We start from the raw sequence: 23,619 nt of genomic DNA, 5'->3' as shown, positions 1-23,619 counted from the left end.
AGCGTGCGAAGAGTGACCATGAGCCCAAGCCTCGTCGCCCGCCGCCCACCGACCTAGGGTCAAAAGTCCCGATGCTAGCTGGTCTGACTGGTCCCCAGCTCCCGTCTTGGGTTGCCGATGACGTCACTGCGGCGAAAACCATGAGCGGAACATGGATGGCGATTGGGAACCCCAGTACCGAGCGCGAACTGCGGTACTGGCTTAGGCCGCTCCGACGCCGACGCCGACGCCGACGCCGGCGACCGCGCCTCGACCAGTGGCCGCGAGGTGAGGGACTTCGACGGTTTTGGCGTTCTTAGGCCGATGGCCTTTTTGGATGTATGTTCCGGCAGCAGTCTCGGGCCATCTACCCAGGTATCGAGCGCTACGGATTCGCCGTGCTTTGTGTTCGCACGGATCGGATGATGCTCAAGCGTTGAGCATCACCTTGAGCGCGTTGGTTTCTGCGGCCCGCGAGAACGTGTCGTAGGCCTTTTCGATGTCCTGGAGGTTGAAGGAGTGACTGACGAACTGGTCGACGGGCAGTGTTCCTTGCGCAACGAGCTTGAGAAGTGTGCCGGTGGTGTTGGTGTTCACCAGGCCTGTGGTGATGGTGATGTTCGAGATCCAGAGCTTGTCCAGCGGCAGGTTCACGCTTTTGCCGTGTACCCCCGCGTTGGCAACGTGACCGGCGGGCCTGACGATATCCAGAACCATGGCGAACGTCTCCGGTATCCCCACTGCTTCGATGGCGACGTCAACGCCGAGACCGTCGGTGAGAGCCATTACCTGGTCTTTCCAGTTGTCATCCGTCGATACGATGCTGTCGGTGGCACCGAACAATTTTGCCTGTTCCACCCGGTTCCGGTCGATGTCGATCGCGATGATTCGTGCGGGGCCGTATAGCTGTGCGGTGGTGATAGCGGCGAGCCCGACGGGACGGGCACCGATGACGGCGACGACATCACCGGGCTTGACTGCGCCGTATCGGATGCCGATCTCATGGCCGGTTGGCAGGATGTCGGAGAGCAATGTCCCTTCCTGAGGGCTGACGCTGTCCGGAATTTTGTAGACGGACGTTTCTGCGTAGGGGACTCGGACGAATTCGGCCTGCGTCCCGTCGATGAGGTGCCCCAGGATCCAGCCGATTCCGGAGGTGCCCTCTTCGCCGAGGCAATGGGAGAAGATTCCCTGTTTGCAGTACTCGCAATGTCCGCACGCGGAGATACACGAGATGATCACGCGGTCGCCGATGGTGAGGCTGGTGACGGCGGATCCGATCTCAGTGATTGTTCCGACGCCCTCGTGCCCGAGGATGCGCCCGTCTTCGACTGCCGGGACGTCACCTTTGAGGATGTGCAGGTCGGTACCGCAGATGGTGGTGGTTTCGATTCTTACGATGACGTCGGTCGGCTTCTGAATGGTGGGATTCGCGACGTCTTCCCATGCCTTCTGTCCAGGACCGTGGTAAACAAGCGCTTTCATCGATATTCCTTCGACTGGCCGAGGCGCTTTCGCTTGAGAGCTGCGTTCGGCGGCGTTCCTGTTTCCAGGAGTAGCGCTCAGCGTATACCCCAGTAACTTGGGCTGTTCCAGTGCGCAGCCGCAGTTCAGGGGCGGCAGGAATTAGTGGCTCTATTCCGTCGCCCTTCTTCATCGCACAGGTCCTGTTGCTTTCCCACCGCAACGACCCCGCTGCAGGGCGTGAATGTGTTGGATCTACGTGGCTGCGAGGATGGGCACCAGTAGGGCTTTTTCCACGCAACTCTCGGGAGACCGCGTGAACAGGAACAGCTCGTAGTCGAGTCCCGCCGTCGTTCGAAGGACAGGGGGACCGGGTGGGCTTTCACGGCCCTTCGATGGCGGTGCTTATGAGGACCGGTCGGGTCTCTATCGGGTCCGAGTAGCGCTGGTGAACGAGTCCGGTGACGTCCGGCTAGTGATGCCGGAACCGTACGATCGCTTTGCGGATTTCCTCGACCCAGAGTACGGATGACCCGACGAGCACGGTCAGGCCCCATTGTGCGGGGCTGAGGGCGGTGGTTTCGAAGAATCCCTGCAGCATGTCGAGATTGACTACCAGGACCTGCAGTGTCACGACGGCCAGCAGGGACACCCAGATGCTGCGGTTGGTGAACGTCTGCAGCGAGAACACGGAACCGGATTCCGAGCGTACGTTGAGCAGGTTGAATACCTGGAGGAAGACGAACGTGGTGAACGCAAGGGTGGTTCCGAGCAGTGGATTGCTGGAAGCTTCCGGGAACAGGGTCGGTGCCAGGGCGAGAACGGCGATGGTGCCTGCCGCCATGACGAGGCCGAGTCCCAGGATCCGCAGCAGCCGGTCGCGGGTCAACAACGGCTCGTCGGCTGGGCGGGGTTTCTGTTTCATGATGTCCGGTTCGGCCGGATCCACGCCTAGGGCAAGGGCGGGCGGACCATCCATGATGATGTTGACCCACAGGATCTGCAAAGCGGTGAACGGTGCTCCGCCGGCCAGGCCGAGGACTCCGGCGGTGATGAAGATCAGCACGAATCCCCACGCGGTGGTCAGCTGGAACTTCACGAACTTGATGATGTTCGCATAGATTCCGCGGCCTTCCTCGATGGCGGAGATGATGGTGGCGAAGTTGTCGTCGGTCAGGATCATCTTCGCTGCGCTCTTGGAGACGTCTGTGCCGGTAATGCCCATGGCGATGCCGATATCCGCCTGCTTCAGCGCCGGTGCGTCGTTCACGCCGTCGCCGGTCATGGCTACAACGTTTCCGTCCTGCTGCAGGGCTTTGATCATGCGGATTTTGTGCTCGGGCGCCACACGGGCAAGCACTCCGAATCCGGCGGCTCGCCGGTTCAGTTCGTCGTCGTTCAGGCCATCGAGCTCCGTGCCGGAGGCGGCTTCGCCGGGTATGCCCAATTGTTCTGCGATGGAGGAGGCCGTGGTCAGGTGATCTCCGGTGATCATGTGCACAGCGATTCCGGCGGCGCGGGCAGTGGCGATGGCGCCTGCAGCCTCCGCCCGGGGCGGATCAACGATACCGACGACGGCGTACACGGTCAGGTGTTTCGCGGCGGCACGCAGTTCGTCGTCGTCGATTGGCAGCTGGCCGTCCAGCCGACGGCCAGCGATCATCAGTGTGCGTAGGCCCTCGGCCGCCATCGCCTGAACATCTTTTTCGACTTTCTGCCGGTCCATGTCCGTCAGCGGGACAATGCCTTCCGTGGTGAGGACGGAATCGGCCCGCTCCAGGAGGGCACCTGGTGCTCCCTTGACGAAGCACCGGAACCTGGCGGCGGTATGGTCTCCTTCAGTGAAATTCTGTTCATGGAAGGTGGCCATGAACTTGTAGTCCGAATCGAACGGCACTTCTGCCACCCGGGGGTGGTTACCGCGGACGGCTTCGACGTCGATCCCGCCCTTCGCGGCCAGCGCCACCAGGGCGCCTTCCGTGGGATCACCCACGAGTTTGCCGGCTTGGATTCCCGCATCATTGCAGAGCGCCATTGCCACAAGAGCATCGGACATGGGCGGCAGCGGCTCGGCGTCGCCGGTGAGGATCCTTCCGTCCGAGGAGTACCCCTCGCCCGTGACACGGAAGGAGCGCCCCATTGTATGCAGGCGCCTTGCCGTCATCTCATTGAGGGTAAGGGTGCCGGTCTTGTCAGTGGCGATGTGGGTGGTGCTGCCCAACGTCTCCACGGCGGAGAGTTGCTTGATGATCGCTCCGCGCGACGCCATGCGGGAGGCCCCCATGGCGAGGGTGAAGGCGACTACCGCGGTGAGTCCTTCCGGGATCGTAGCCACAGCGAGGGATACAGCGGTGATGAGGAGATCTGACCAGGATTGTCCGCGGAGAATTCCGAGGACAAAAACGACGGTGACGACGGATAGTGCGACGACGGTCAACAGTTGGGCGAGCTGGTCGATTCTTCGTTGCAAGGGAGTCTTTCCCTGACCGGCGCCTTTGAGCAGGGTGGCAATGCCGCCGATTTGGGTGTCCATGCCGGTGCCGGTGACCACCATAACGGCCCGCCCACGGGTGACGTCCGTGTTCATGAAAAGCATGTTCGTGCGGTCTGCGAGGGGCAGTGCGGGATCCTCGAGGATGGCGGCGGCCTTTTCCGTCGGCTGGGATTCGCCGGTCAGTGCCGCTTCCGCAACCTGCAGCCGCGCGGACTCAAGGAGCCGTCCGTCGGCGGGAATGGTTTCGCCTGCTTCAAGCAGCACGATATCCCCGGGCACCAGTTCCTCATTGGACACCTCCTCTGCGCGGCCGTCCCTGCGCACCCGCGAGGTATCCACCGACATGGTCCGCAGCGCCGCCAGACTGTTTTCCGCGCGGCTTTCCTGGACATAGTTCAGGACCGTATTGAGCACGATCACGGCGAGGATGACAATGGGGGTTTCCCATTCCCGGGACACGATGGCGCTCACGACTGCGGCGACGACGAGCACCAGAATCATCCTGTCGGCGAGCAAGCGCAGGATTCTTCTCCAGACGGGTACTGCTGCCTCGTCCTCGAGCACATTCGAACCGTGTCGGGCACGCCGCGCGTTCACCTCGGCGGTCGTGAGTCCCGCTGAGGGATCCACGCCCAAAACAGCTGCGGATTCAGCAGCTGACCTGGTATGCCATGCCTTCTGGGTGACGCCGGAAATCATCGGACATCCTCCTTTGCACTTAGCAACACCGGAATGATTGCCCTGACCTCAGGCTATCGGTCCACCGACCGCCCGCTTCCCGCCGCGTAATGAAAAGGAAGATTCTCACGTGCATTCATCAGGCGGTGAAGCGGGCAGTGACCCCACCCATGCCCTGATCAGCGCCGATCGGTTCTCCTATGCTGGGGCGTATGAAAGCCCCCCAGCTGACGAGCATGAGCCCGATTCTTACCCTGACGGTAAACCCGGCTCTGGACGTGAGCACCTCGACCGAGAAGGTTGTCAGCCTCCATAAGGTGCGGTGCGGCACGAGCCGCCTCGACCCAGGTGGGGGAGGCGTGAACGTGTCGAGGGTCGTTCAGCGGCTCGGGGGGCAGACTCTGGCAGTGCACACAGCAGGAGGTCCTACCGGGGAGGCCTATCGCCAACTCATTGAAGCTGAGCAGGTCCCTACATTGGTGGTACCGATCTCTGGGAGTACCCGCCAGAACTTCACCGTCGATGAGACGACGACGGGTGAGCAATTTCGCTTTGTACTCGAAGGCCCGGAGTTCAGTGAGAGGGAATGGCGCGCATGCCTGTCTGCTGTCGCCGGAGCGATTCCGACGGGCGGCTATGTCGTTGCCAGTGGCAGTCTGCCTCCAGGGGTTCCGGATGATTTCTATGCGCGGGTGACCCGCCTGGCGCGCGAGGGTGGCGCACACTGCATTGTGGATGCCTCCGGGCCTGCCCTCGCCCAAGCGCTGGCGGAGGGCGTCTTCCTGGTCAAACCCAGTCGTCGTGAACTCGGTGCGCATTTCAACGCGTCGCTCGATAGTGAGCAGAGCCTGATGGAAGCGGCCTCTTCACTGATTGCGGACGGGTCCACTGAATACGTAGCCCTCACCCTTGGCGAAGCGGGAGCGATCCTCGCCGCGAAGTCAGGCATCATGCGTCTGTCGGTGCCATCGGTGCAGGTACTCAGTACCGTCGGAGCCGGAGACAGTTTCCTTGGCGCCTTCGTACTACGGCTCGCACAGGGCCACCCGATCAAAGGTGCATTCCGGGCCGCAGTCGCCGCCGGCAGCGCGACCGCGATGACCCCGGCAACCGAACTATGCCACCGGGGCGACGTCGAACGTTTGGAAGCCGAACTTTCGGCCACAGTGCTCTGAAGACGATGGCGAGCAACATCAGCCCGGACGGTCCGATGAGCGGTATGTGGGTCCGCGCACGGCTTCCGCAAAATAAGCCTGTGAGGTCTGGATGTCACGCAATGACGGCCAGCCGCGTCGTCCGTCGGGGGGTCCACGTGGGGGACGAGCTTGGTCGTGTTCTGGCTGGAGCTGGCCCGGCCCTGGAGAAGTTTGTTGGGCCTCAGGGCGACGTTACGCAGCGCCTGAGCGTCGGGTTGGTGGTTCGTTCTGTTGCTTGTGGTTACGAAGATCCAAGATCGACGCGTACCTCAACGGGCTGATCCTCCTACCCCCACTCGAGTGCGACCTTATCGCCCAAGCCGTCAATGAGCTCATCGACGAGATATCGCCCCTGCCGTGCGCTCCCTACGGGGCCAACCTCGGGCGGGTCGGACGTGCGACGGGATGACCGAAACCACCGTTCACACCGATCTAGCCGGAAACAAGAGCTCTCGATGAACACGCCGAGCCGGAGCGTGCAGTTAGGCCTTGACAGATCACTTGCATTTTGCAAGTGTTGACGCATGAGCCTCTTCATCACTTGCCCGGTCGAAAGCGTCGAGCGGGCAACCGCCTTCTATACAGCCCTCGGCTGGACCCTCAACACCGAGATGTCGGATCACAACGTGTCGTGCTTCGCGATCGCGCCCGAGCAGTACGTCATGCTCGGCAGCCGGGAGATGTACGCGAGCGTCGGCGGCGTCGAGGAGGTGGTCGGTGGACTCCATACGCCCTCGAAGGTCACGGTCTCGTTCGACCTCGGCAGCCGCGAGGCGGTCGATGAGCTCGTTGACCGAGCTGGCGCCGCCGGCGGGCGGATCGGTGACACCGACGACTACCCCTTCATGTACCAGCGCCAGTTCGACGACCCCGACGGCTACCACTACTCGCCGTTCTGGATGAAGCCGGACGCCGATCCGACCGCGTGAGCGACCTCGCCGCTGCCCTCGACGTCGTCGGCGCACGGTGGGCCCTGCTCATCGTGGAGCGGTTGCTCGACGGGCCGCAGCGTTACGGCGATCTACAGCGCGACCTCGGAGTGCCGACGAACATCCTCGCTACCCGGCTGCGCGAACTCGAAGCGGCCGGCGTACTGTCCCGCCTGCCCCTCCGACACAACACCCGGGCTTACGCGCTGACCGATCGCGGGCTTGCCCTGCGCGAGGCAATCGTCGCACTCGGACGTTGGGGCGCCAAGAAGGCAGAGGTGTAGTGCAATACGGCGGACTCCTCCAACGCCTTGAAGTCCCCCTCGGCATGGGCGGGCTCAGTGCACTGTCGATCCAAGCACGCGCCGCCCCAGCCGGCGCTTGAGGAACGAGCGTTGTTCCGAGGCCTTTCCGAGTGCGGGATGCGCTCCGGGCTCACGATCAGCACGGGAGGTCGAAGTCCAGATCGAGGCACTCGGGGCTGGAGAGCTCACGCCAGGTCGAGGTGATCCGTGCGCTTGGCAGTGCTGCTGCGATCGGCATCCGGTCGACGGCGATCAGCTGTGCCAGGTCCAACCCGGTCAGTGCGGCGAGGTCGCGGATCGGTACCTGAAAGGTGCGGAACGGGCCCAGCGGGGGTGCGTCGTCGCCGACAGTGCCTGGCTTTGGGACGTCGTCGAGGTCGGCGAGTTGCGGGGTTTGGTCGACGACGTACCCGGTGGCTGCAAGTGATCCCTCTTGCAGGAACACGGCGATCTTGAAGTAGCGCAGCGGGATTTCCACGCCCCGGTACACGGGATCCATGTCGCTGAAAATCGGGCCGGTGAACACGATCAGGCGCCGGCCGTTGTCGGCGGCGTTCTCCAGCAGGTAGGACTCCAGTCCCAGCCAGAGCTCGAGGCCTTGGTTGAACTTGGCCGCCTGTGGGGCGGCGTTCGTGTAGTGGAAAGTGTCCTCGTTCGCGGTGGCTGCTTCGGCCCGGGTGTCACCCCAGACGGCGGAGGCGCGGCGGACCAGGTGCCCGCGGTCGATGTCATTGCGGGCGTAGACCCGTTCCCCGGTCTGCAGGTCCTCACTGATCCGCGGATCCAGCCGCCACTGGATCCCGGACCGATCAAGGTCCATGAGCTTCGCGCCATCAATACCAAGGGCCGTGACGGCCGCCAAACGCTTGTCCGGGCGCAGCAATACCGAGAAATGCATGTACGGGAGCAGGATCGTCTCGATGCCGTCAAGAGTTGGGATGGGCACCATGACGCCGAGGAAGTCCTCGCCGAAGCCCTTACGGTTAGCGAAGCTGGCAGCCGTGGCAGTGTGCGCGGTCTGAGGTGCAGGCAGTGTGACGTCCATTCGGCGAAGCTACCAGCGGCAGGCGACAAAGGAATGAACGGTTTCGGCCTAGAGCGTGATCAGGCCGGCTGCGATAATCACTGGGCCGTTGGCCAGCAACAGGACCGACATGGCGGCCCAGGCTGTGGCTAAGCTGGCCACGAGCCTGGGCCTTCGGTCCCCGCCAATCTTGCAGGCAGACCCCAGTATCTGCGCCCGTTTCTGCTTGAGATCGCCTTCAGCCTGATCGCTCTGGCCCTCGGCTTTCATTTGCACTATTGGGCCGGCCAATGGTTGTTGGTACAACTGATCTCTCCGCCACTGATGAGCAGGTCCCGTGGCGTCGTGGCTAGTGCGTTGCCGGGAGAAAGTGCTGGCTGAGGTGGCTTAGTGCTGCGGTGGTGAAGATGATGATGGTCAGTGCGACCGCGGCCAGCAGGACGTAGAGGCCGCCGAGCATCGCCATGGGTGATGACCTTGCGCACAAGCCCGTACACGCGGTGCGCGGTGCGCTCGTACAGATCCTCGAACGCCGGCGCGTGGCCCTCAGCCACACGCATCAGCAACGTCCCTACCTCACACACCTGCCGGACCGGGTGAAGTTCAAAGCCGGCGCCAGGGCCGGCGTGCGTTCCGGCATCGACACCGGTACTGGGTTTGGTGTGGGGGTTGGCAGGCGCTGCGCCCGTATCCGCCGAGCGCGCCCACGTCGACGACGAACCCTGGCGGCTCGTCCGCGTCGCCCTCCTCGTCGCGGATGCAACAGTCACAGCAGGGTCCTTCTGCTGTGCATCCACCAGCGCTGACTTCGCAGTCCACTTCACCTCTTGGCGGATCACCCCGCCCGGCGCTAGCCTGCACCCGAGACCTAACCCATAGAGATCCGGTGGGCATCTGCCCGCAAAGGCTATTCCTCAGGGTGAGGATTGATCGCTGTCTGTGGTTTGAGTACTGTCCGGTGAAACGCGCTGCGCGCTTCCAGGGAGGGCAACGAGATGATGCAGCTTCGGTACTCGATCAACGTCACGCTGGATGGCTGCTGTCATCATGAGGCAGGGCTCCCTCCTGATGTGGAGTCGATGCGTTACTGGACCGCTGAGATGGAGCGAGCTGACGCTCTGTTATTCGGTCGGGTGACCTACGAGATGATGGAGGCGGCGTGGCGGCGGCCGGCCACGGGTACGTGGCCTGAGTGGATGGGTGAGTGGGAGATTCCGTTCGCCGAGGCCATCGATGGGGCGAGGAAGCACGTCGTGTCGAGCACGCTGAGCGGGGTTGATTGGAATGCCGAGCTGGTGCGAGGCGACTTGGGGCCAGAGGTAGAGCGGCTCAAGCAGGCGCCAGGTGAGAACCTGTGGGTGGGTGGCGTGACGCTCCCTCTGGCGTTGGTAGATCTGGGGCTGATCGACGAGTACGAGTTTCTTGTGCAGCCGGTTCTTGCTGGACACGGGCCGACGTTGCTGGCCGGTCTGCGCGAACGCGTCCAGCTCGAGCTGGTGAACCGCCACGAGTTCCAGTCGGGGGCAGTAGCCCTGCGATACCGGCCCACTCAGTAACGAGGAGAGGTGATTGTCCTGTCACCTCAACAGTCCTGCCGTCGAGGAGCGCGGCGCGGAGCGGGAGTTGGCGCACTTCGTCGAGGTGCGGTCCCGCTCCCAGGTGCATCTGGGTGGAGCCGCCGTAGTAGCTGGGTACCCCAGCCCCCACAGGAAGTTGTGCAGATTCGTGTTGTCGCTTCAGGCAAGGAAGGGTTTGGGTCGGCGCCGACGATTGCAACATCGATGTGCCACATCACGGTGATTTGGTCATTGCGCCGGATCAGCCAAGCAATCCGCCCAAGGCCACACCCCGTGCGTAAGCCGCTCCAACACCGGGACGGCTTGGTCCAGGCAGAGAGGGGCCTTACCCTCGGTCAATGGGAACCACTGAGTACCGAGTGATATCAGTACGCCAGGGAACCTTCGATACCGCGTGTAGTGATCTCATTCAGCTTGGGAGCATGATGTGAGCAACGAAGCGCCAAACGAAGAGGCACCGAATGAAAAGGATGCCTTGGGGCGCCGCGCCGGTCGCTGGGCGGAGGAAGATCCTCACGGCGGTACAGTCGTCGGCACCTACGTCGAAGGCAAGCGAACCGGCGAATGGATGCATTACTCCGGAGACGAGCGACTGCGGTCAGTGAGCAACTACGCCGCTGGAAGCCTCACCGGACCAGCGACCTGGTATCGCGCGACTGGTGGGCTGTTGCAACGAGGTGGCTTCATCGACGGAGAAAAGCACGGGTTCTGGCAGCGGTGGAACGCAGCAGGAGCGACCATGGACGAGGGTGACTTCGACCATGGCAGCAAGACCGGCCAGTGGACCTACTACAACCCGGACGGAACAGTAAAGCGCACGACGATGCACCGCGGTCCAGCAACTTAGGAAGCTCGGCAGACCATCGTCCTGCGGGCACATGGCCTCCGACCTGAGGCAGCCCGGGCCTGTGGAAGGGCGTCAGAACTGCAGCGCAGTCCTCAAGGCTTTCGCTCGGTCTCGTGATTGAACAGGTGCCAGTTCCCTTCGGAGACGATTTTCACGGTGCCGTCTACGACGGTAATCGCCGTCTGATCGTCGATCGCATAGGCGGGTCCACCAATATCCGTAGCCCACCGACGCGCGCTCTCGGAGGTGTTGGAGGACCAGCCCGGATAGTCCAAGTGAGGGAAGATGGAAAAATCCACCACGCCCATCGCGTCGTCGCTCCCATGAGGGTTCCATTCCAGGAATTGCCGGCCTATTCGCGGGGTCATCACCATGCTGCCGGCGCTCACGCCGACCCAGACGATGTCCGTGAGCGATGGCAGGAGATCTGCCAGGCCCGACTGTCGCATCCAATGCGCCAGGTAGATCGCCTCCCCACCATCTACGAGTAGAACGTCGGCCTCTCGCACCCAGGGCAGCCAGCGATTCGGCGCAATGCTTGGCAGTACCGTCAGCTCCAGAACGCCGATCGACTTCCAGCCCAGGTCGACGAGACCTTGCTGGTTCGGCCCCCGGCCGGCTGTCGAGGTCCATACCGTCTGCGGGGAACACATGGGCTGTCCCCATTGTGCGGTCGGGATGAAAAGGGCATCGCACTCCTCAACGGGCTTTCCGAGCATTTCCACCAACATCCCGCGGATCGTCGCGTTGGTGACGCCTCCAGATGTCAGCAGCAGCCTCATTGTCGAATCCTTTCCTGTCCGAGCGCGTTGTTCCCCTCGCCTACTTGGTCCACGTGGCAGACGCAGCGACAGTGCCATTTTCATCTCTCGTCCCGCGTGTCAGCTCCCATGAAATGAAACTTCATGAGGGGATCCTTCAACGGATAGCGGACGTCATGCGCGCTTCAGGCGACGAAGATGCAGAACGGGTGACCGGCCGGATCGGCGTAGACGTACAACGGCTCGTTCAGGTCGTCCGTACGATCGGATCGGAGCTCTGCCCCTAATGCCAGCGCCCTGGAATGGTGATGCTCGAGTGTCTCCCGGTCGGGAACGGTCAGATCGAGGTGCATTTGCATCGACACATCAGGCAAGGGCCATGTGGTCCGTTTCAGGTGATCGACCCGCTGAAAAGCGAGTCTGCGGTTGCTCTGTGCATCAGTGAGAACGAGCCAATCGACGTCGTCGGGCATGCCCTCACTCGCGGGCTCGTCTCCTGGCCGGTACTGGAGTCCGAGCAGTTGGCGGTAGAACTCCGCCAGTCCTCGCACATCAGTAGTGTCGAGAACCGTGTGAAGTATCTGAGGGTATCCATTCATGGGCCGAGACTAACGATGATCAAGATTCCCTGGCTAGCGTCTGCCGCACCGCCAGGAGGCTAGCTGGGGTCGTCGAGAAATGATCCCTCAGCGGGTCTGCCGCTAAGGGATGAGCTAGAGCGCTCTATGCAAGGCTCTCGAACACCATCGTTGCCTCCAGCAGCCCGTGCTCGAGGTCGCACGGGAGGGCGCCCACGGCTCGGTCCTCACGAGGTCACTGCCCCACGGCGCATGGAGGAGCAGCAGGACATGACCGTTGAACAGATCGGCCACGTCCTCGGAGTCAGCAGGACCACCATCTATCCAACCCTCAAGCGCGATCAGGTGACTCCACCAAAGGGCCGGAAGCCGAGAGTGGAACCGCCAGTGTGATCCGCCATCATGCTCGAAGTGATGAGGCATGGCCAGCGGGTCGTACATGCAGCGTTCGTCAACATAGGCTGACGAAAATCAACTATCTGATGGTGTCCTGCTTCTCGCTGACTGGTCGGGTGGCCAAGCGCGGGGTGCGGGGAGGGGCGGTACGTCGCGGCTCGCTCGTAGCTTCGAAGGCTGCGCTGATGCGCAGCAGTTCGGTATCGCTGTAGGCCGGACCGGCGAAGGAGAGTCCTACCGGCATCTGCAGGTCCGCAGCGATGCCCATGGGCACGGTGACGGTTGGTATGCCGAGGTGTCGGGGTACGAGGTTCCCGTTGGAGACCCATACGCCGTTACGCCAGGCGATGTCTGCAGACGCGGGATTTGAGTCGCTGTCCGAGGGTCCGATGTCGGCAGCTGCCGGGAAGACGACGGCGTCGAGGCCAAGCCGGTGCATCCATTGTTCGAGGTCGGTGCGCCTCGTCTGCTCGAGACCGTGCAGCCCTTCCTCGAGGTGAGGGATGTCGGTCAGGACAACCGTTGCGTTACGGCGAATGAAGTCGGGGTACTCAGCTATATCGTCGTCGAAGCCTGTGTAGCGGTCGTGAAGAATGTCGTCGGGCACGGGGAATATCTGGCTTCCGTCGACATCGGCCAGTGTTGAGAGGTGCGGGTCACCGTTGGCCTGCAGGAAGTCGTGCCAGGCCCATGCCGAGAGGTCGACGGTCTCGCTGTGCAGGTAATCGGGGCTGACCAGCCCTCTCGTGCTGATCGTTGAAGCGCCGGGCCGGTCGCCTTCGTAGTTGGACACGACGGGGAAGTCGACCTCGACGACTACGGCGCCAGCTTGCTCGAGGTCGGCCCGCGCCTGCTTCCACAGGTGGATGATCGAGTCCCGTGTCTCGATACGTCGGCCCGTCGGTCCTCCGATGCCGGGGGAGGGCCCGGTGCCGGCTTCGGGGTCGGCGTTGATGTACATGCGAGGGACGCCGAGTCGTTTGCCGGCGAGGACCTGCCGTGCCTGGTCCGGTGTTCCCGAGCTGAGCTCGGTGTAGCTATCGGGGCGTAGCTCGGATGTGGGAGGTACGGGAATCCAGGGCTGCGCACGCCAGAAGTCGCCACGCGTTTGGGGGTCGTCGGCGACGATGACGTCGAGGACTTCGAGCATGTCCGCCATGGTGCGGGTGTGGGGGACGACGACGTCCATGGTCGGCACCAGGGGCCAGTTGCCGCGCACGGAGATGACGCCACGGGACGGGGTGTAGGCGCACAGCCCGTTGTTCGACGCGGGGGCGCGCCCGGATGACCAGGTCTCTTCGGCCAGTCCGAAAGCGGCGAAGCTTGCGGCGGTGGCAGTTCCGGATCCGTTGGAGGATCCGGAGGCGAACGCTGCAGTGAGGTAGTCGGCGTTGTAGGGGCTTTCGGCGCGTCCGTAGACGCCGCGTTGCATGCCGCCGTTGGCCATGGGTGGCATGTTCGTCAGTCCGATGAGTACGGCACCGCCGGCGCGGAGCCGTTCGATGGTGAAGGCGTCCTGCTGTGCCACCAGGTCCTTGAACGCGGGGGAGCCGGCGGCGACGGTGAGTCCTGTGACCTTGTAGCTGTCCTTCGCGGTGTAGGGAATACCGTCGAGCGGGCCGAGGGTTTCGTTGCGTGTCCTGCGCTTATCGGAAGCACGTGCGTCGTTCAGGGCCTCGGGGTTCATGACGACAAGGGAGTTCAGCCCGATGCCACCGAGGTCGTATGCCTCGATCCGGCGGAGGTAGGCGGTGACGAGTTCCTCGCTCGTCGTCCTGCCGGTGTTGAGCGCGTTCCGGAGATCGGCGATGGTCGCTTCGACGACGTCGAACATCAGGACACCGTACTCGCGCGTGGAGCGGGCTGCTGCTGGGTGATGCAGTGAATACCCCCACCGAAGGCGAAGATGTCGCGGGCGTCGACCAGTTCAACCATGCGGTCGGGGTAGGCCTCCTGCAGGATCCGTTGGGCCACGGCATCATTGGGGTCGTCGAAGGCACAGAGGGCGACGACGCCGTTGGCGACGTAGTGGTTGATGTAGGACCAGTCGACGAATTCGCCCTCTTCCCTGATGACGGTGGGGGCCGGCACGTCGACGATCGTCAGTGGTTGTCCCTCCGCGTCGACAGCTGCCTCGAGGGTCGAGCGCAGGAGCCGGGTGACGGTGTAGTCGGGGTGGTCAGGGTTGTCCTGGCGGTGCAGGAGAACAGTGCCGAGTGCTGTGAAGCTCGCGACGATGTCGACGTGTCCGCGCGTCCCGAATTCCTCGTAGTCACGACTGAGGCCCCGCGGAAGCCAGATCGCGTGATGTGTTCCGAGTCGAGCGTGTATTTCGGCTTCCACGGATGCTTTGGTGGCGGTGGGATTTCGTCCGGGGTCGAGCTGCACTGTCTCGGTGAGCAGGACGGAACCGCAGCCGTCGATGTGGAAGCCGCCGCCTTCGTTGGCGAGCGGGCTGCTGGTCGCCGAGACGCCGGCCAGGTCGGTGACTTTCCGGCCGACCTGTTCGTCCTTGCCCCACGCGGCCCAGGACTGGGCGCCCCATCCGTTGAAGATCCAGTCGACAGCCTCGACCGACCCGTCCTCACTGTGTATGAAGGAGGGTCCTGAGTCGCGGAGCCAGGCGTCATCGAGCAGCACGGGGTGAACCGTGATGCCCGGTCCGAGCATGGTTCGGGCGGTATCGAGGTCTGCCGGGTCGGCTATGACCGTGACGGGTTCGTAGCGTGCGATGGTGTTGGCGACGCGGACCCAGGCTGTGCGGGCGCGGGCGAGCGTGTCACTTCCAGGGAGCCCGAAGGTGTCATTGGAGGGCGGGAAGGCCATCCAGGTGCGTTCGTGAGGTGCCCACTCGGCGGGCATAATCGTCCCGCCCAGTGCCCCAGACCGGTCTGTTGCAGTGTCCGTCGCTGTGCCGGGCACAGCGGTTTCTGAAGGGTTCATGGGATCTTCTTTTCGTCGTGGTGTGCGCTCGAGGCTGGGAGGGTTCCTTGCAGGCCCTTAGTCCGTTTCCGGTCCTGAGCAGTATTCGCACCGGGGTGTGCATGAAGGATCTACGTGAGCATTGTGATCCCTGGTCGTGGCGGGAGTGAGTGGTGGAAGTGTCTGGTGGCGGGTCGAGGTCATCGGGGCGTTCCCCTTTCATACGGGCACGAGCGGTCAGCGGTTATCGGTCAGCGGTTATCGATCGTGACTTCGGAGCGCGGTCACTCGGGGATGACGAGTGCGGAGGACTCTTCGGTAAGCGTCTGTCCCTTGAAGAACTCGGGGTTGCGGGCTCGGATGATCAGCATGATGACGGCGCCGGCTACGAGGATCCCGATCCCGATGACGAAGACGAGGCCTACGCCGAAGAGTTCCGAGCCGCTGCCGAAGGCGGGGTCCCAACTGTCGATGGCGGTCTGCAGGAAGACGACGATCAGGCCCAGGCCGCCGAGGAGGGGTGCCACGAACCGGAAGAGGATATTGCGGACGCTGCTGAACAGGGATGCTCTGAAGTACCAGACGCAGGCCAGCGCGGTCAGTCCGTAGTAGAAGCAGATCATCAGTCCGAGGGCCTGGATCGTGTCATTGAGGACGTTCTCGCTGATGATGCGCATCAGGACGTAGAAGCCGCCTGACAGGACGCCGGCGAAAATTGTGGCGTAGACGGGGGAGTTGGTGTTCGGGTTCACGGATCCGAACCTGGCTGGTAGGGCCTTGTAGTAGCCCATGGCGAGCAGGGTGCGCGCGGGGGAGACGAAGGTCGACTGCAGGGACGCGCCGCAGCTCGAGAGAACGGCCAGCGACAGGAGGATCGCGAACGGACCCATGACGGGTGTTGCGAGGGAAGTGAAGATGTTCTCCGAGTTGTCCGGGTTGTTCAGGCCGATGCCTGTGTCCCCGGTGCCGGCGAACATGATCGTGGCGATGGAGCCGATCAGGTAGATCGCGAGGATGACTGCCGCGGCTATCGTCGCTGCGAGACCTGAGGTGCGGCGGCCGTTCTTTGCTTCCTCGCTCACGGTCAGGCAGACGTCCCACCCCCAGAACGCGAAGATCGACAGGGACAGTCCGGCGGCGAAGGCCGAGAAGCTCTCGATGCCGAACGGGTTGAACCATTCCCAGCTGAAGGCCAGGCCGGAGGCGTTACCGGCCGCGATGCGGCTGAAGGCCTGGATGGTGTACCAGGCCAGGACGAGGAGCTGGAATCCGACGAGGACGTACTGCACGGACTTGGTGGTGCGGATGCCACGGCAGGACACCCAGACGGCGAGGGCCATGAAGGTCAGGCACGTGACGATGTTGATGGCCTTGTTCGTCGTCAGGTCGGCGAGGGAGTCGTTGCCGGTGAGTTGTGCCAGGAACAGGTAGAAGAAATCGACGGCGACGCCGGCGAGGTTGGAGAGCACGATGATGTTGGCTGCGAGCAAGCCCCAGCCCCCCATCCAGCCGATGAACGGTCCGAAAGCCTTGGTAACCCAGGTGAAGGTGGTGCCGCTGTCCGGGGAATCGGCGTTGAGCTCTTTGTAGGCGAGCGCGACCAGGAACATGGGGATGAACCCGACGATGAAGATCGCGGGGAGGTAGACGCCGATCTCTGCCACTGTGAGGCCCAGGGTACTGGTGAGGACGTAGGCGGGGGCGATCGTGCTGATACCGATGACGACGATGGCGAGCAGACCGAGCTGTCCCCGTGCCAGCCCCTTCGGTGACAGGGATGGCGTGTCCTGGAGTGTGCGTACGGTGCTGGTCGCTCCGCTGACTGATCTGTTCATGGTGCGCCTTTTCTGACTGGGCAAGGGGTCGTCGTTGACCCGTGCATGGAGTGTGATGACCTGGTATCTCGATGACGGGCACGGTTGTGCTCCGCCATCAGCAGGATCGTTCAGTCAGGCGTGTGTGCCGACTGTTTGGGAGGAGAGTGCTTCGGCGATCCGTCCAGCAGTGAGCTGGCCCATGCGAATGGCGCCGTCGACGTGCTGGTAGCCCTCTGCGGCGAGGTCGGAGCTGGCCCAGTAGATCGGACCGACGGGGGTCAGCTGGTGGCGGGCGTAGCGGTGCAGTCCGCCGAGGTCGTAGCTGGCGGCATAAGCGCCTCGGGTCCATTCCTCGGAGGCCCAGTCGGACTCGTAGTACACCTCAGGGTCGAGCGCTGCGGGGCCGAAGAACTCCGCAATGGATTCGAGGATGCGCTGGCGTCGGGTCGCCGGTTCGAGGTCGAACATGGCGTCGGCTTTCTCGTCGGATATGAAACCGACGAGTGTTCCGCGTGGGTCGTCGTGGTTGGTGTTGTCGTACACCTCCTGCACGATGGAGCCGGCACTGAAGCCCGTGCCGTTGAGCCCGTGGTCGCGCCAGAACGGGGTGGCGTAGACGGCATGGACCTTGATGACCAGACCCAGGGACTGGTGCTGGTGCATCTGGTGTTGCCGGCGGGGAAGGGCCGGCTCGTAGCTGATGCGCGAGTAGAGGTTCGGCGGAACGGCGACGACGGCGTAGCGGGCGTTGACGGTGACGTCGTCGGTGATCGCTTCGACCCTGGTGGCGCCGTCGTCGTTCAAGGAGTGGCGCAGCGTGCGGACGGGACTGTTCAGGACGACGGAGTCGCCGAGGTCTGCGGCCATGCGTTGGGAGACGGACTGCATACCGCCGATCACGCGCTTGTCGAGGATGAAGTCCTCGTCGACGAGGTGTGAGAACGATCCTGCCGAGGCTGCCATGAGGACGGCTTGCAGGGCGGAGAAGGCATGGGCGGGTTTGGTCAGCATTCCTCCGGCAATGAAGAGGCCGATGTTGTTGCAGGCCTCCTCGTCGGTGGACTGTTGCCGGAGCCAGTGGTGGAAGGAGATGGTGTCCAGCTCGCGGGCCTGGGGGTGCTCCCAGGGGGCTGCGGGGTTCATCCGGCCGGCAAGGTCATCGAGGATTCCGATCAGGCGCTCGATCTCCGATTGTGTCTCCGGAAGCGCCGGGAACATGTCTCCGGTGTAGCGGGTGGCTTCGCCCGTGGAGCCGATGTACAGCGATTCCCCGTCCCGGTATCGCGAGTATGTTCCGAGTCCGAGCTCGTCCAGCAGCGCGATCAAAGCGGTCTGGTCCGGGGACACCCATTGCCCGCCGACCTCGAGCATGGCGCCGTCGATGATGTCGGTGTGGGTGCGGCCGCCGACCCTGTCACGGGCTTCCAGGACGGTCACGGAGTGTCCTGCCCGGCGAAGCTCTCTGGCGGTCATCAAACCGCAGGGTCCTGCTCCGACGATGACGACATCGCTGTCAATGGTGCGCATGGTGCCTTCCAGGATGATCGACGCCACAAAATGAATGACGTTCATTTATTTTGGATCACTGTAGAGGACGTGGCTGATTTTGCACAACCCCAGATGGGTTCGTCCGAGCGCACTGCCGTGTCATCACAGGGCACGCCCCGCCGGGCGGGGAGACCGCCAAGGAAGGTTCTGACCCGGGACCTCATCACGCGGTCGAACCTCGACCTACCGTGACATCTTCGCCCTGCACGCACCGCTGATCCCGATCATCGCGGTCATGCCGGTCGGCGGAGCGCCGGATACCTTAAGGATGTACGAGCAGGTTGCCGTCGGCCTCATCAATGGCGGCTGGCCCCCGGAGCGAGTCGTTCCCGGCATCGTGGCCATCGAATCCTTCATTTACGGCTCGGCGCTGGATGTGTCTGCGCCGGAGAACATCTTCGACTCCGGCAGCCTTGCCGGGGAGTTCCCGACCTTCACTGCCGCGGTTGTCAGCAGCAGACCCCCCGGCCCGGATGAAAGCCGAGCTGACACTGCCTTCGAGGGAGGGCTGACCGCAATGATCAGCGGGTTACGGGATCAGATCGGGGTGCGTGAATGACGGACGCCCTGCCCAAGGTGCGGGCTCAACGACGGCGCACGACTCCTGGTGGATCAGATCAGGAAAGATGGGTTCATGCCCCGACCCCGCTCTGCCTTGCTGTCCGTCGAACTCATTGTCGAATCGGCCCTCGCCCAGGTGGACCGCACCGGCAACTTCAGCTTCCCCAGAATCGCTGCTGAGCTCGGGGTAAGTCAGTCATCGCTCTACAACCGGATCGAAAGCCGCGAGCACATCATCGAACTCCTGCGCGCGAGGATCTTCGCAGACAGAAGAGTGATGCAGGACGACGATGAGAGCTGGGAGCAGACCGTACGTCGGCTCATCCGTTCCTACCACGACTGCTTCGCCCAGCATCCCAACCTCGTGCCGCTGCTGATGTCGCAGACAGTGCGGGCAGAAGCGGTGCTGCAGATGTACGAGGATCTGGCCGCCGCGCTTGAACGGTCCGGACTGCCACAGCAGGATCTGATGTCCGCGATCTCCCTCATCGACTACTTCGCCCTGGGGTCGGCCCTGGAAAGCACGGCGCCTGACGAGGTGTGGGATGTTTCCACCGAACACCATCCGACTCTTCGACGCGCCCTTCAGGAAGCGGGACCAACGGGAGAGCGCGTGAACCGCGCCTTCGACTTCGGAGTTGATGCGCTCCTTGCCGGCATCGCCATGAGGACGAAACATAGAATTTACTGAAAGGCTTTCAAAAACCCTTGCAGCACAGTAGATCGGTCCTCATACTAAATGAACGCCGTTCATATGTGGTGACGGCGATCACTCCTTCAGTGAACGGATCGCACCTTGACTCTGCCCGCTCCTTCCCATGATTCCCTGGTTCGTGTGCCCCTGACGGCAACACGGGCAGTCTCCACTTTCGGTATCACCGTCGTCGGGTTCATGACCGCGAACCTTGTTCCAGTGATGATCCTTGCCCTCACCGATCTCGGCTACAGCGCAACCGGTGCCGGCACGCTGATGACGGCCTGCCTACTGCTCTCTGCGATGACATGTCTGGCTACGGCCCGGTGGACAACGGGAAGCGGTCGGTACAAGGTTGCGCGCATCGGACTGGCACTCACTGCCTCAGGTTTCGGAGCGGCTGCAGTCATCGCGGATCCAACGATCGCCGCGATCGGCATCATCATCGCCGGCCTGGGAAGTGGAGGGGCGGTAGCAGCCGGGGGCGCAGCCCTGGCAGCACTGCGGGACCCTGACCGCGCCTCGGGCATCAGCGGATTCACCAACCGCGCCATTGTCGCCGTCGTCCTGTTCATCATTCCGCTGATCGGCATCGGCATGGGCAGCGCTTTCGGCATCCTCGCCGCCCTGGCACTGGCAGCCCTGTTCACGACAGGTTGGATGCCCGACCGCCCCAAGGGGGAAACCGGCGGTGCACCGAACATCGAGAGGTCACGCGCCCGGACCTCGCGCTCCACGAGGATCGCCGGGTTCGGTGTCCTGGCATGCTTTGCCCTGTGGGCGTTGGGGGAGGACTCGCTGTGGGCCGTCGCCGCGGTCATGGGGGAGCAGCAGGCGAGCCTCGATGAAGCCGGGATGGCCCTGGTCCTGAGTCTGTCCACCGCCGGCGGGCTTGTCGCCTCCGCCGCCGTCAGCCTGTTCGGTAAGAAGCTCGGCCGGACTGTGCCACTTGTGACCGCGCTGCTTGTTGGGGCGATTCTGAAGATTACGTCGGGGTTCGTCACGGACCCGGGCCTCTATCTGGTGGTCATCATCGTGTGGAACACCGTCTACATGGTGGCATTCCTTTACATTGTCGCGATCGCCGCAGCTCTTGATGCCACAGGTAAATGGTCTGCACCGATCCTCGGTGTCTACCTCGTGGGCTCATCCTTCGCCCCCCTGTTCGGGACCGCGGTATCCGAGATGGTCGGCTTCGCCAACCTCGGCATCATCCTGGGCGCGATCACGCTCATCGTGCTGGTCCCGCTGCTGTTCATCTCGAGGTTCTCCCACCAGCAGGAAGCCGATCAGGCACAGGACACGACCCCGGGCGCCGAATTCCCCCACGCTGCCATCGTTTGAAAGCCGGTATCGACTCAATGACCCCCACCAGTACCACCTACACCAACGCCATCCTCTTCACTCATGAAGGGCCGGTCGAGGGCTCCATCGCTGTCAGCGGACAGGTGATCACAGCGGTCAGCCTCGCATCGACGACGTCGGACCACCCAGCCTCGTCGGATCGGACAATCGACCTTGGCGGCCGCTTCGTTCTCCCCGGCTTCATCGACTCCCACACGCATCTGCTGATGCTCGGACAGTCACTACAGAAGGTCCAACTGCGTGAGGCCAGGACGCCGGAAGAGATCCAGGCCGCACTCCGGGCGGCGCGCGAAGCAGATCCGGGCGCACAGCGAATCCTCGGCTCCGGCTGGCTCTACAGTGCGACTGGCGCCGAGGGGCCGCACAGGGATCTTCTTGATGCTGCAGTCAGTGATATCCCCGTCTATCTCGACGCGAACGATCTTCACTCGGTCTGGGTCAATACAGCCGCGCTCGCGGAACTGGGAATCACCGAAGACACCGAGGATCCGATCGGCGGAACCATCGCTCGAGACCCGGCGACGGGGGCCGCAACAGGCATGATCCTCGAAACGGCAGCTCAACAGATCGTCTGGCCAGCGCTTGCCCGTCAGGCTACAGATGCTGATAGGGACTCGTGGCTGGAAAGTGCCATGAGCCACTATGTCGCCAGCGGTGTGACGAGCGTCGTGGACATGGCTGTCGGCCAGGACGACCTCGATGCTTTTCAACGGGCTGAGGAACGGCATGGCGGACACCTTCCACTGCGCATCAAAGGACACTGGTTCATCCACCGCCGCTCGACGCTTGAAGAGAACCTTCGACAAGTCGCCAAAGCCGCCGAGCTCGCGGAATCCACCCGCGGGACCTCGGTGAGGATGGTCGGTATCAAACTCGTCCTGGATGGTGTGATCGACAGCTGTACCGCTGCGATGAAGGAGCCCTACGTCGACGGGACCCTGGGAGAACCCATCTGGGATCGGGACGCCCTCATTCCAGTGGTTGCCGCTGCGGATGCTGCGGGACTGCAAATAGCCATTCACGCGATCGGCGACGAAGCATCGGACATTGCACTGGATGCCCTCGAGGCCGCGTACGAACAGAACGGTCACCTTGAGCGCCGCCACCGCATCGAGCACCTCGAGACCGTGACGCAGGACAACGTTCGCCGCCTTGCCGCTTTGAACGTCGTCGCTTCCATGCAGCCTGTCCACGCAGACCCCGCCATTCAGGAGAACTGGAGGGCGGTGCTGGGAGACGAACGTACTGAGCGGGCCTACCCCTGGACCGAATTTGTCGACGCCGGAGCCACTCTCGCGCTGAGCACCGATGCGCCCACTGCACCGCATGCACCACTGCCCAACATGTTCATCGCGACCACAAGAAAATCGGCACTGGACCCGAACCTCCCGGCGAACGTACCCAAATACGCGCTCAGCCTGCAGGCTGCGTTGCAGCACGCCACGAAAGACGCAGCATACTCATGCAGAGCCGAAGGCGAGGAGGGAAGCCTCGCACCCGGATTCTTCGCTGACTTTGCAGTACTCGAAAGCAACCCCTTCGAGGATCATCCTGAGGCTCTGCTCCATAACAGCCCGGTTCTGGTGGTGACTGACGGACAGGTCCGGTTCGACGCACACAACGGATATGAAGAGATCAACACCACGGACGCTCGCACCGTTAATTCCTGATTTGGGGGAGTGTGCAAGAGCCTTATGTCAACCTGACCATCTATTCCCTGAGCCAGGGGGAGGGTCCGGCGCCGGCGAAGCAGGCGACTGCGCCGAGGAGGCAGTTCCCTTTACGGGGAGCCCGATAGTTCTACTTGCTGCGGAAGTAGCGCGTGCCGCGGCGGACGGTCGGGTGGTTCCGCGCGTCCATCAGGGACGTACCGGCTCGTCGACTGTCATCCCTCGCACTCGGCGCAGTACTTGTCGCCGTTTTTCTCACGGGCAAGCTGAGTTCGGTGGTGGACGAGGAAGCATGACATGCAGGTGAACTCGTCTTCCTGGACGGGGACGACCTGGACCAGGAGTTCTTCTTCAAGGATCGCGCCGGGCAGGTCGAAGCCCTCGGCGGTGTCGCTGTCCTCGACGTCGATGACGGAGGTTTGCGTGGTGCTGCTGCGCTGGGCTTGGATCGCCTCGAGCGACTCGTTGGCGGGCTGGTCTTCCGGGCGAACGCGGGGCTCGTCGTAGTCGGTTGCCATGAGTGTCTCAGTCCAATCATTGAGGGGGTGTCGCAATAGGTTACATGCGTCCACGAGGTGGTTCAGTTCCGTTGCGCCGGCAGCCGATTCCTGGACTATTCGGACAGGGTGGGCAGGGACGTTGTTCGAACCGGCATGAAGAACACGACTCATTGATCTCGCGCATACAGCCACCGTGCTGTTGGTGAAGGTTCCGATGGCGCCTCATGACTCGGCGGCCGGTGGTGTTGGTGCTGAAAGATCGCGTACGTAGTGCCCGCCACAGCGCCCAGCGAACAGTCACTAGGCAGCTGATC

At 63.1% G+C, this 23,619-nt stretch carries 22 protein-coding genes; 11 read left to right on the top strand and 11 right to left on the bottom strand.

Features of this window, described 5'->3' with window-relative positions; all coding sequences use genetic code 11:
- Positions 1–408: 408 nt before the first annotated feature.
- Positions 409–1,464, bottom strand: coding sequence for a zinc-dependent alcohol dehydrogenase family protein (locus D6T63_RS16980; RefSeq protein ID WP_120150286.1), 1,056 nt, complete (start codon positions 1,462–1,464; stop codon positions 409–411).
- 451 nt (positions 1,465–1,915) lie between these two features.
- A complete protein-coding gene (locus D6T63_RS16975; protein ID WP_120150285.1) occupies positions 1,916–4,636 on the bottom strand; it encodes a cation-translocating P-type ATPase in 2,721 nt (906 codons plus the stop codon).
- A gap of 191 nt (positions 4,637–4,827) precedes the next feature.
- On the opposite strand from D6T63_RS16975, the gene D6T63_RS16970 reads away from it, so the two are divergent.
- The 3 genes from D6T63_RS16970 (at position 4,828) to D6T63_RS16960 (ending at position 7,024) form a co-directional block, all read left to right on the top strand.
- On the top strand, positions 4,828–5,790 hold the full coding sequence (locus D6T63_RS16970; protein ID WP_220725965.1) for a 1-phosphofructokinase family hexose kinase: 963 nt from the start codon (positions 4,828–4,830) through the stop codon (positions 5,788–5,790).
- A gap of 545 nt (positions 5,791–6,335) precedes the next feature.
- Positions 6,336–6,740, top strand: a complete 405-nt coding sequence (locus D6T63_RS16965; protein ID WP_120150283.1) for a VOC family protein — start codon at positions 6,336–6,338, stop codon at positions 6,738–6,740.
- Entirely contained in the window at positions 6,737–7,024 is a 288-nt protein-coding gene (locus D6T63_RS16960) for a winged helix-turn-helix transcriptional regulator (protein WP_120150281.1), read from the top strand. Before D6T63_RS16965 ends, D6T63_RS16960 begins: the two co-directional genes overlap by 4 nt.
- A 157-nt stretch (positions 7,025–7,181) precedes the next feature.
- On the opposite strand, the gene D6T63_RS16955 is transcribed toward D6T63_RS16960, so the two are convergent.
- Both D6T63_RS16955 and D6T63_RS19575 read right to left on the bottom strand, forming a co-directional pair.
- Positions 7,182–8,090: a DNA/RNA non-specific endonuclease gene (locus D6T63_RS16955; RefSeq protein WP_120150279.1), complete on the bottom strand. Its 909-nt coding sequence runs from the start codon at positions 8,088–8,090 to the stop codon at positions 7,182–7,184.
- Between the two features lie 48 nt (positions 8,091–8,138).
- Positions 8,139–8,339, bottom strand: coding sequence for a hypothetical protein (locus D6T63_RS19575; protein ID WP_220725964.1), 201 nt, complete (start codon positions 8,337–8,339; stop codon positions 8,139–8,141).
- A gap of 390 nt (positions 8,340–8,729) precedes the next feature.
- Between D6T63_RS19575 and D6T63_RS20135 the strand changes: the two genes are divergently transcribed.
- The 3 genes from D6T63_RS20135 to D6T63_RS16935 all read left to right on the top strand — a co-directional run bounded on the left by D6T63_RS20135 (position 8,730) and on the right by D6T63_RS16935 (position 10,493).
- Positions 8,730–8,948 (top strand): DUF1349 domain-containing protein, encoded by a 219-nt coding sequence (locus tag D6T63_RS20135; protein ID WP_328588686.1) that lies wholly within the window; start codon positions 8,730–8,732, stop codon positions 8,946–8,948.
- A gap of 116 nt (positions 8,949–9,064) precedes the next feature.
- Complete coding sequence (locus tag D6T63_RS16940; RefSeq protein WP_120150274.1) at positions 9,065–9,625, top strand: dihydrofolate reductase family protein; 561 nt, start codon at positions 9,065–9,067, stop codon at positions 9,623–9,625.
- A 448-nt stretch (positions 9,626–10,073) separates the two neighbouring features.
- Positions 10,074–10,493, top strand: coding sequence for a toxin-antitoxin system YwqK family antitoxin (locus tag D6T63_RS16935; protein WP_120150273.1), 420 nt, complete (start codon positions 10,074–10,076; stop codon positions 10,491–10,493).
- Between the two features lie 92 nt (positions 10,494–10,585).
- On the opposite strand, the gene D6T63_RS16930 is transcribed toward D6T63_RS16935, so the two are convergent.
- Together D6T63_RS16930 and D6T63_RS16925 are read right to left on the bottom strand one after the other, a co-directional pair.
- Complete coding sequence (locus D6T63_RS16930; RefSeq protein WP_120150271.1) at positions 10,586–11,275, bottom strand: Type 1 glutamine amidotransferase-like domain-containing protein; 690 nt, start codon at positions 11,273–11,275, stop codon at positions 10,586–10,588.
- A 164-nt stretch (positions 11,276–11,439) separates the two neighbouring features.
- Positions 11,440–11,853 carry a VOC family protein gene (locus D6T63_RS16925; RefSeq protein ID WP_120150269.1) on the bottom strand — a complete coding sequence of 138 codons (414 nt, stop codon included), beginning with the start codon at positions 11,851–11,853 and terminating at the stop codon, positions 11,440–11,442.
- A gap of 249 nt (positions 11,854–12,102) precedes the next feature.
- On the opposite strand from D6T63_RS16925, the gene D6T63_RS20055 reads away from it, so the two are divergent.
- The gene (locus D6T63_RS20055) at positions 12,103–12,225 is read left to right on the top strand and encodes a hypothetical protein (RefSeq protein ID WP_268878032.1); all 123 of its coding nucleotides are present in this window, start codon (positions 12,103–12,105) and stop codon (positions 12,223–12,225) included.
- An 82-nt stretch (positions 12,226–12,307) separates the two neighbouring features.
- Here the strand turns inward: D6T63_RS20055 and D6T63_RS16915 are convergent, their stop codons facing one another.
- The 4 genes from D6T63_RS16915 to D6T63_RS16900 form a co-directional block, all read right to left on the bottom strand.
- Positions 12,308–14,062 carry an amidase gene (locus D6T63_RS16915; RefSeq protein WP_182977079.1) on the bottom strand — a complete coding sequence of 585 codons (1,755 nt, stop codon included), beginning with the start codon at positions 14,060–14,062 and terminating at the stop codon, positions 12,308–12,310.
- On the bottom strand, positions 14,062–15,171 hold the full coding sequence (locus D6T63_RS16910) for an agmatine deiminase family protein (protein ID WP_235830830.1): 1,110 nt from the start codon (positions 15,169–15,171) through the stop codon (positions 14,062–14,064). The genes D6T63_RS16915 and D6T63_RS16910 overlap by 1 nt, the downstream gene beginning before the upstream one ends.
- A gap of 263 nt (positions 15,172–15,434) precedes the next feature.
- Positions 15,435–16,985: an APC family permease gene (locus D6T63_RS16905; protein WP_120150264.1), complete on the bottom strand. Its 1,551-nt coding sequence runs from the start codon at positions 16,983–16,985 to the stop codon at positions 15,435–15,437.
- Positions 16,986–17,099: 114 nt separating this feature from the next.
- Positions 17,100–18,494, bottom strand: coding sequence for a flavin monoamine oxidase family protein (locus tag D6T63_RS16900; protein ID WP_120150345.1), 1,395 nt, complete (start codon positions 18,492–18,494; stop codon positions 17,100–17,102).
- 214 nt (positions 18,495–18,708) lie between these two features.
- Here D6T63_RS16900 and D6T63_RS16895 point away from each other — a divergent pair, with 214 nt between their 5' ends.
- From D6T63_RS16895 to D6T63_RS16880, 4 genes are all read left to right on the top strand, one after another.
- Positions 18,709–19,074 (top strand): TetR/AcrR family transcriptional regulator C-terminal domain-containing protein, encoded by a 366-nt coding sequence (locus D6T63_RS16895; protein WP_120150262.1) that lies wholly within the window; start codon positions 18,709–18,711, stop codon positions 19,072–19,074.
- Positions 19,075–19,149: 75 nt separating this feature from the next.
- Positions 19,150–19,767, top strand: a complete 618-nt coding sequence (locus D6T63_RS16890; RefSeq protein WP_120150260.1) for a TetR/AcrR family transcriptional regulator — start codon at positions 19,150–19,152, stop codon at positions 19,765–19,767.
- Positions 19,768–19,872: 105 nt separating this feature from the next.
- Positions 19,873–21,114, top strand: coding sequence for an MFS transporter (locus D6T63_RS16885; protein ID WP_182977078.1), 1,242 nt, complete (start codon positions 19,873–19,875; stop codon positions 21,112–21,114).
- A 17-nt stretch (positions 21,115–21,131) separates the two neighbouring features.
- A complete protein-coding gene (locus D6T63_RS16880) occupies positions 21,132–22,805 on the top strand; it encodes an amidohydrolase (RefSeq protein WP_120150250.1) in 1,674 nt (557 codons plus the stop codon).
- 215 nt (positions 22,806–23,020) lie between these two features.
- On the opposite strand, the gene D6T63_RS16875 is transcribed toward D6T63_RS16880, so the two are convergent.
- Positions 23,021–23,323 (bottom strand): DUF4193 domain-containing protein, encoded by a 303-nt coding sequence (locus tag D6T63_RS16875; RefSeq protein WP_120150248.1) that lies wholly within the window; start codon positions 23,321–23,323, stop codon positions 23,021–23,023.
- Between the last annotated feature and the right edge of the window lie 296 nt (positions 23,324–23,619).

It is taken from the genome of Arthrobacter cheniae, from assembly GCF_003602275.1.
In the GTDB taxonomy this organism is placed as follows: Bacteria; Actinomycetota; Actinomycetes; order Actinomycetales; family Micrococcaceae; genus Arthrobacter_D; species Arthrobacter_D cheniae.
This window is presented reverse-complemented; position numbering and strand designations above follow the sequence as displayed.

Excerpts from the sequence above, each read along its gene's own strand:
- D6T63_RS19575 (WP_220725964.1), bottom strand. The coding sequence starts at position 8,339 with ATGAAAGCCGAGGGCCAGAGCGATCAGGCTGAAGGCGATCTCAAGCAG.
- D6T63_RS16965 (WP_120150283.1), top strand. The coding sequence starts at position 6,336 with ATGAGCCTCTTCATCACTTGCCCGGTCGAAAGCGTCGAGCGGGCAACC.
- D6T63_RS16925 (WP_120150269.1), bottom strand. The coding sequence starts at position 11,853 with ATGAATGGATACCCTCAGATACTTCACACGGTTCTCGACACTACTGAT.
- D6T63_RS16975 (WP_120150285.1), bottom strand. The coding sequence starts at position 4,636 with ATGATTTCCGGCGTCACCCAGAAGGCATGGCATACCAGGTCAGCTGCT.
- D6T63_RS16910 (WP_235830830.1), bottom strand. The coding sequence starts at position 15,171 with ATGAACCCTTCAGAAACCGCTGTGCCCGGCACAGCGACGGACACTGCA.
- D6T63_RS20055 (WP_268878032.1), top strand. The coding sequence starts at position 12,103 with ATGACCGTTGAACAGATCGGCCACGTCCTCGGAGTCAGCAGGACCACC.
- D6T63_RS16970 (WP_220725965.1), top strand. The coding sequence starts at position 4,828 with ATGAAAGCCCCCCAGCTGACGAGCATGAGCCCGATTCTTACCCTGACG.
- D6T63_RS16880 (WP_120150250.1), top strand. The coding sequence starts at position 21,132 with ATGACCCCCACCAGTACCACCTACACCAACGCCATCCTCTTCACTCAT.
- D6T63_RS16955 (WP_120150279.1), bottom strand. The coding sequence starts at position 8,090 with ATGGACGTCACACTGCCTGCACCTCAGACCGCGCACACTGCCACGGCT.
- D6T63_RS16875 (WP_120150248.1), bottom strand. The coding sequence starts at position 23,323 with ATGGCAACCGACTACGACGAGCCCCGCGTTCGCCCGGAAGACCAGCCC.
- D6T63_RS16890 (WP_120150260.1), top strand. The coding sequence starts at position 19,150 with ATGCCCCGACCCCGCTCTGCCTTGCTGTCCGTCGAACTCATTGTCGAA.
- D6T63_RS16905 (WP_120150264.1), bottom strand. The coding sequence starts at position 16,985 with ATGAACAGATCAGTCAGCGGAGCGACCAGCACCGTACGCACACTCCAG.
- D6T63_RS16930 (WP_120150271.1), bottom strand. The coding sequence starts at position 11,275 with ATGAGGCTGCTGCTGACATCTGGAGGCGTCACCAACGCGACGATCCGC.
- D6T63_RS16900 (WP_120150345.1), bottom strand. The coding sequence starts at position 18,494 with ATGCGCACCATTGACAGCGATGTCGTCATCGTCGGAGCAGGACCCTGC.
- D6T63_RS16940 (WP_120150274.1), top strand. The coding sequence starts at position 9,065 with ATGATGCAGCTTCGGTACTCGATCAACGTCACGCTGGATGGCTGCTGT.
- D6T63_RS16980 (WP_120150286.1), bottom strand. The coding sequence starts at position 1,464 with ATGAAAGCGCTTGTTTACCACGGTCCTGGACAGAAGGCATGGGAAGAC.
- D6T63_RS16915 (WP_182977079.1), bottom strand. The coding sequence starts at position 14,062 with ATGTTCGACGTCGTCGAAGCGACCATCGCCGATCTCCGGAACGCGCTC.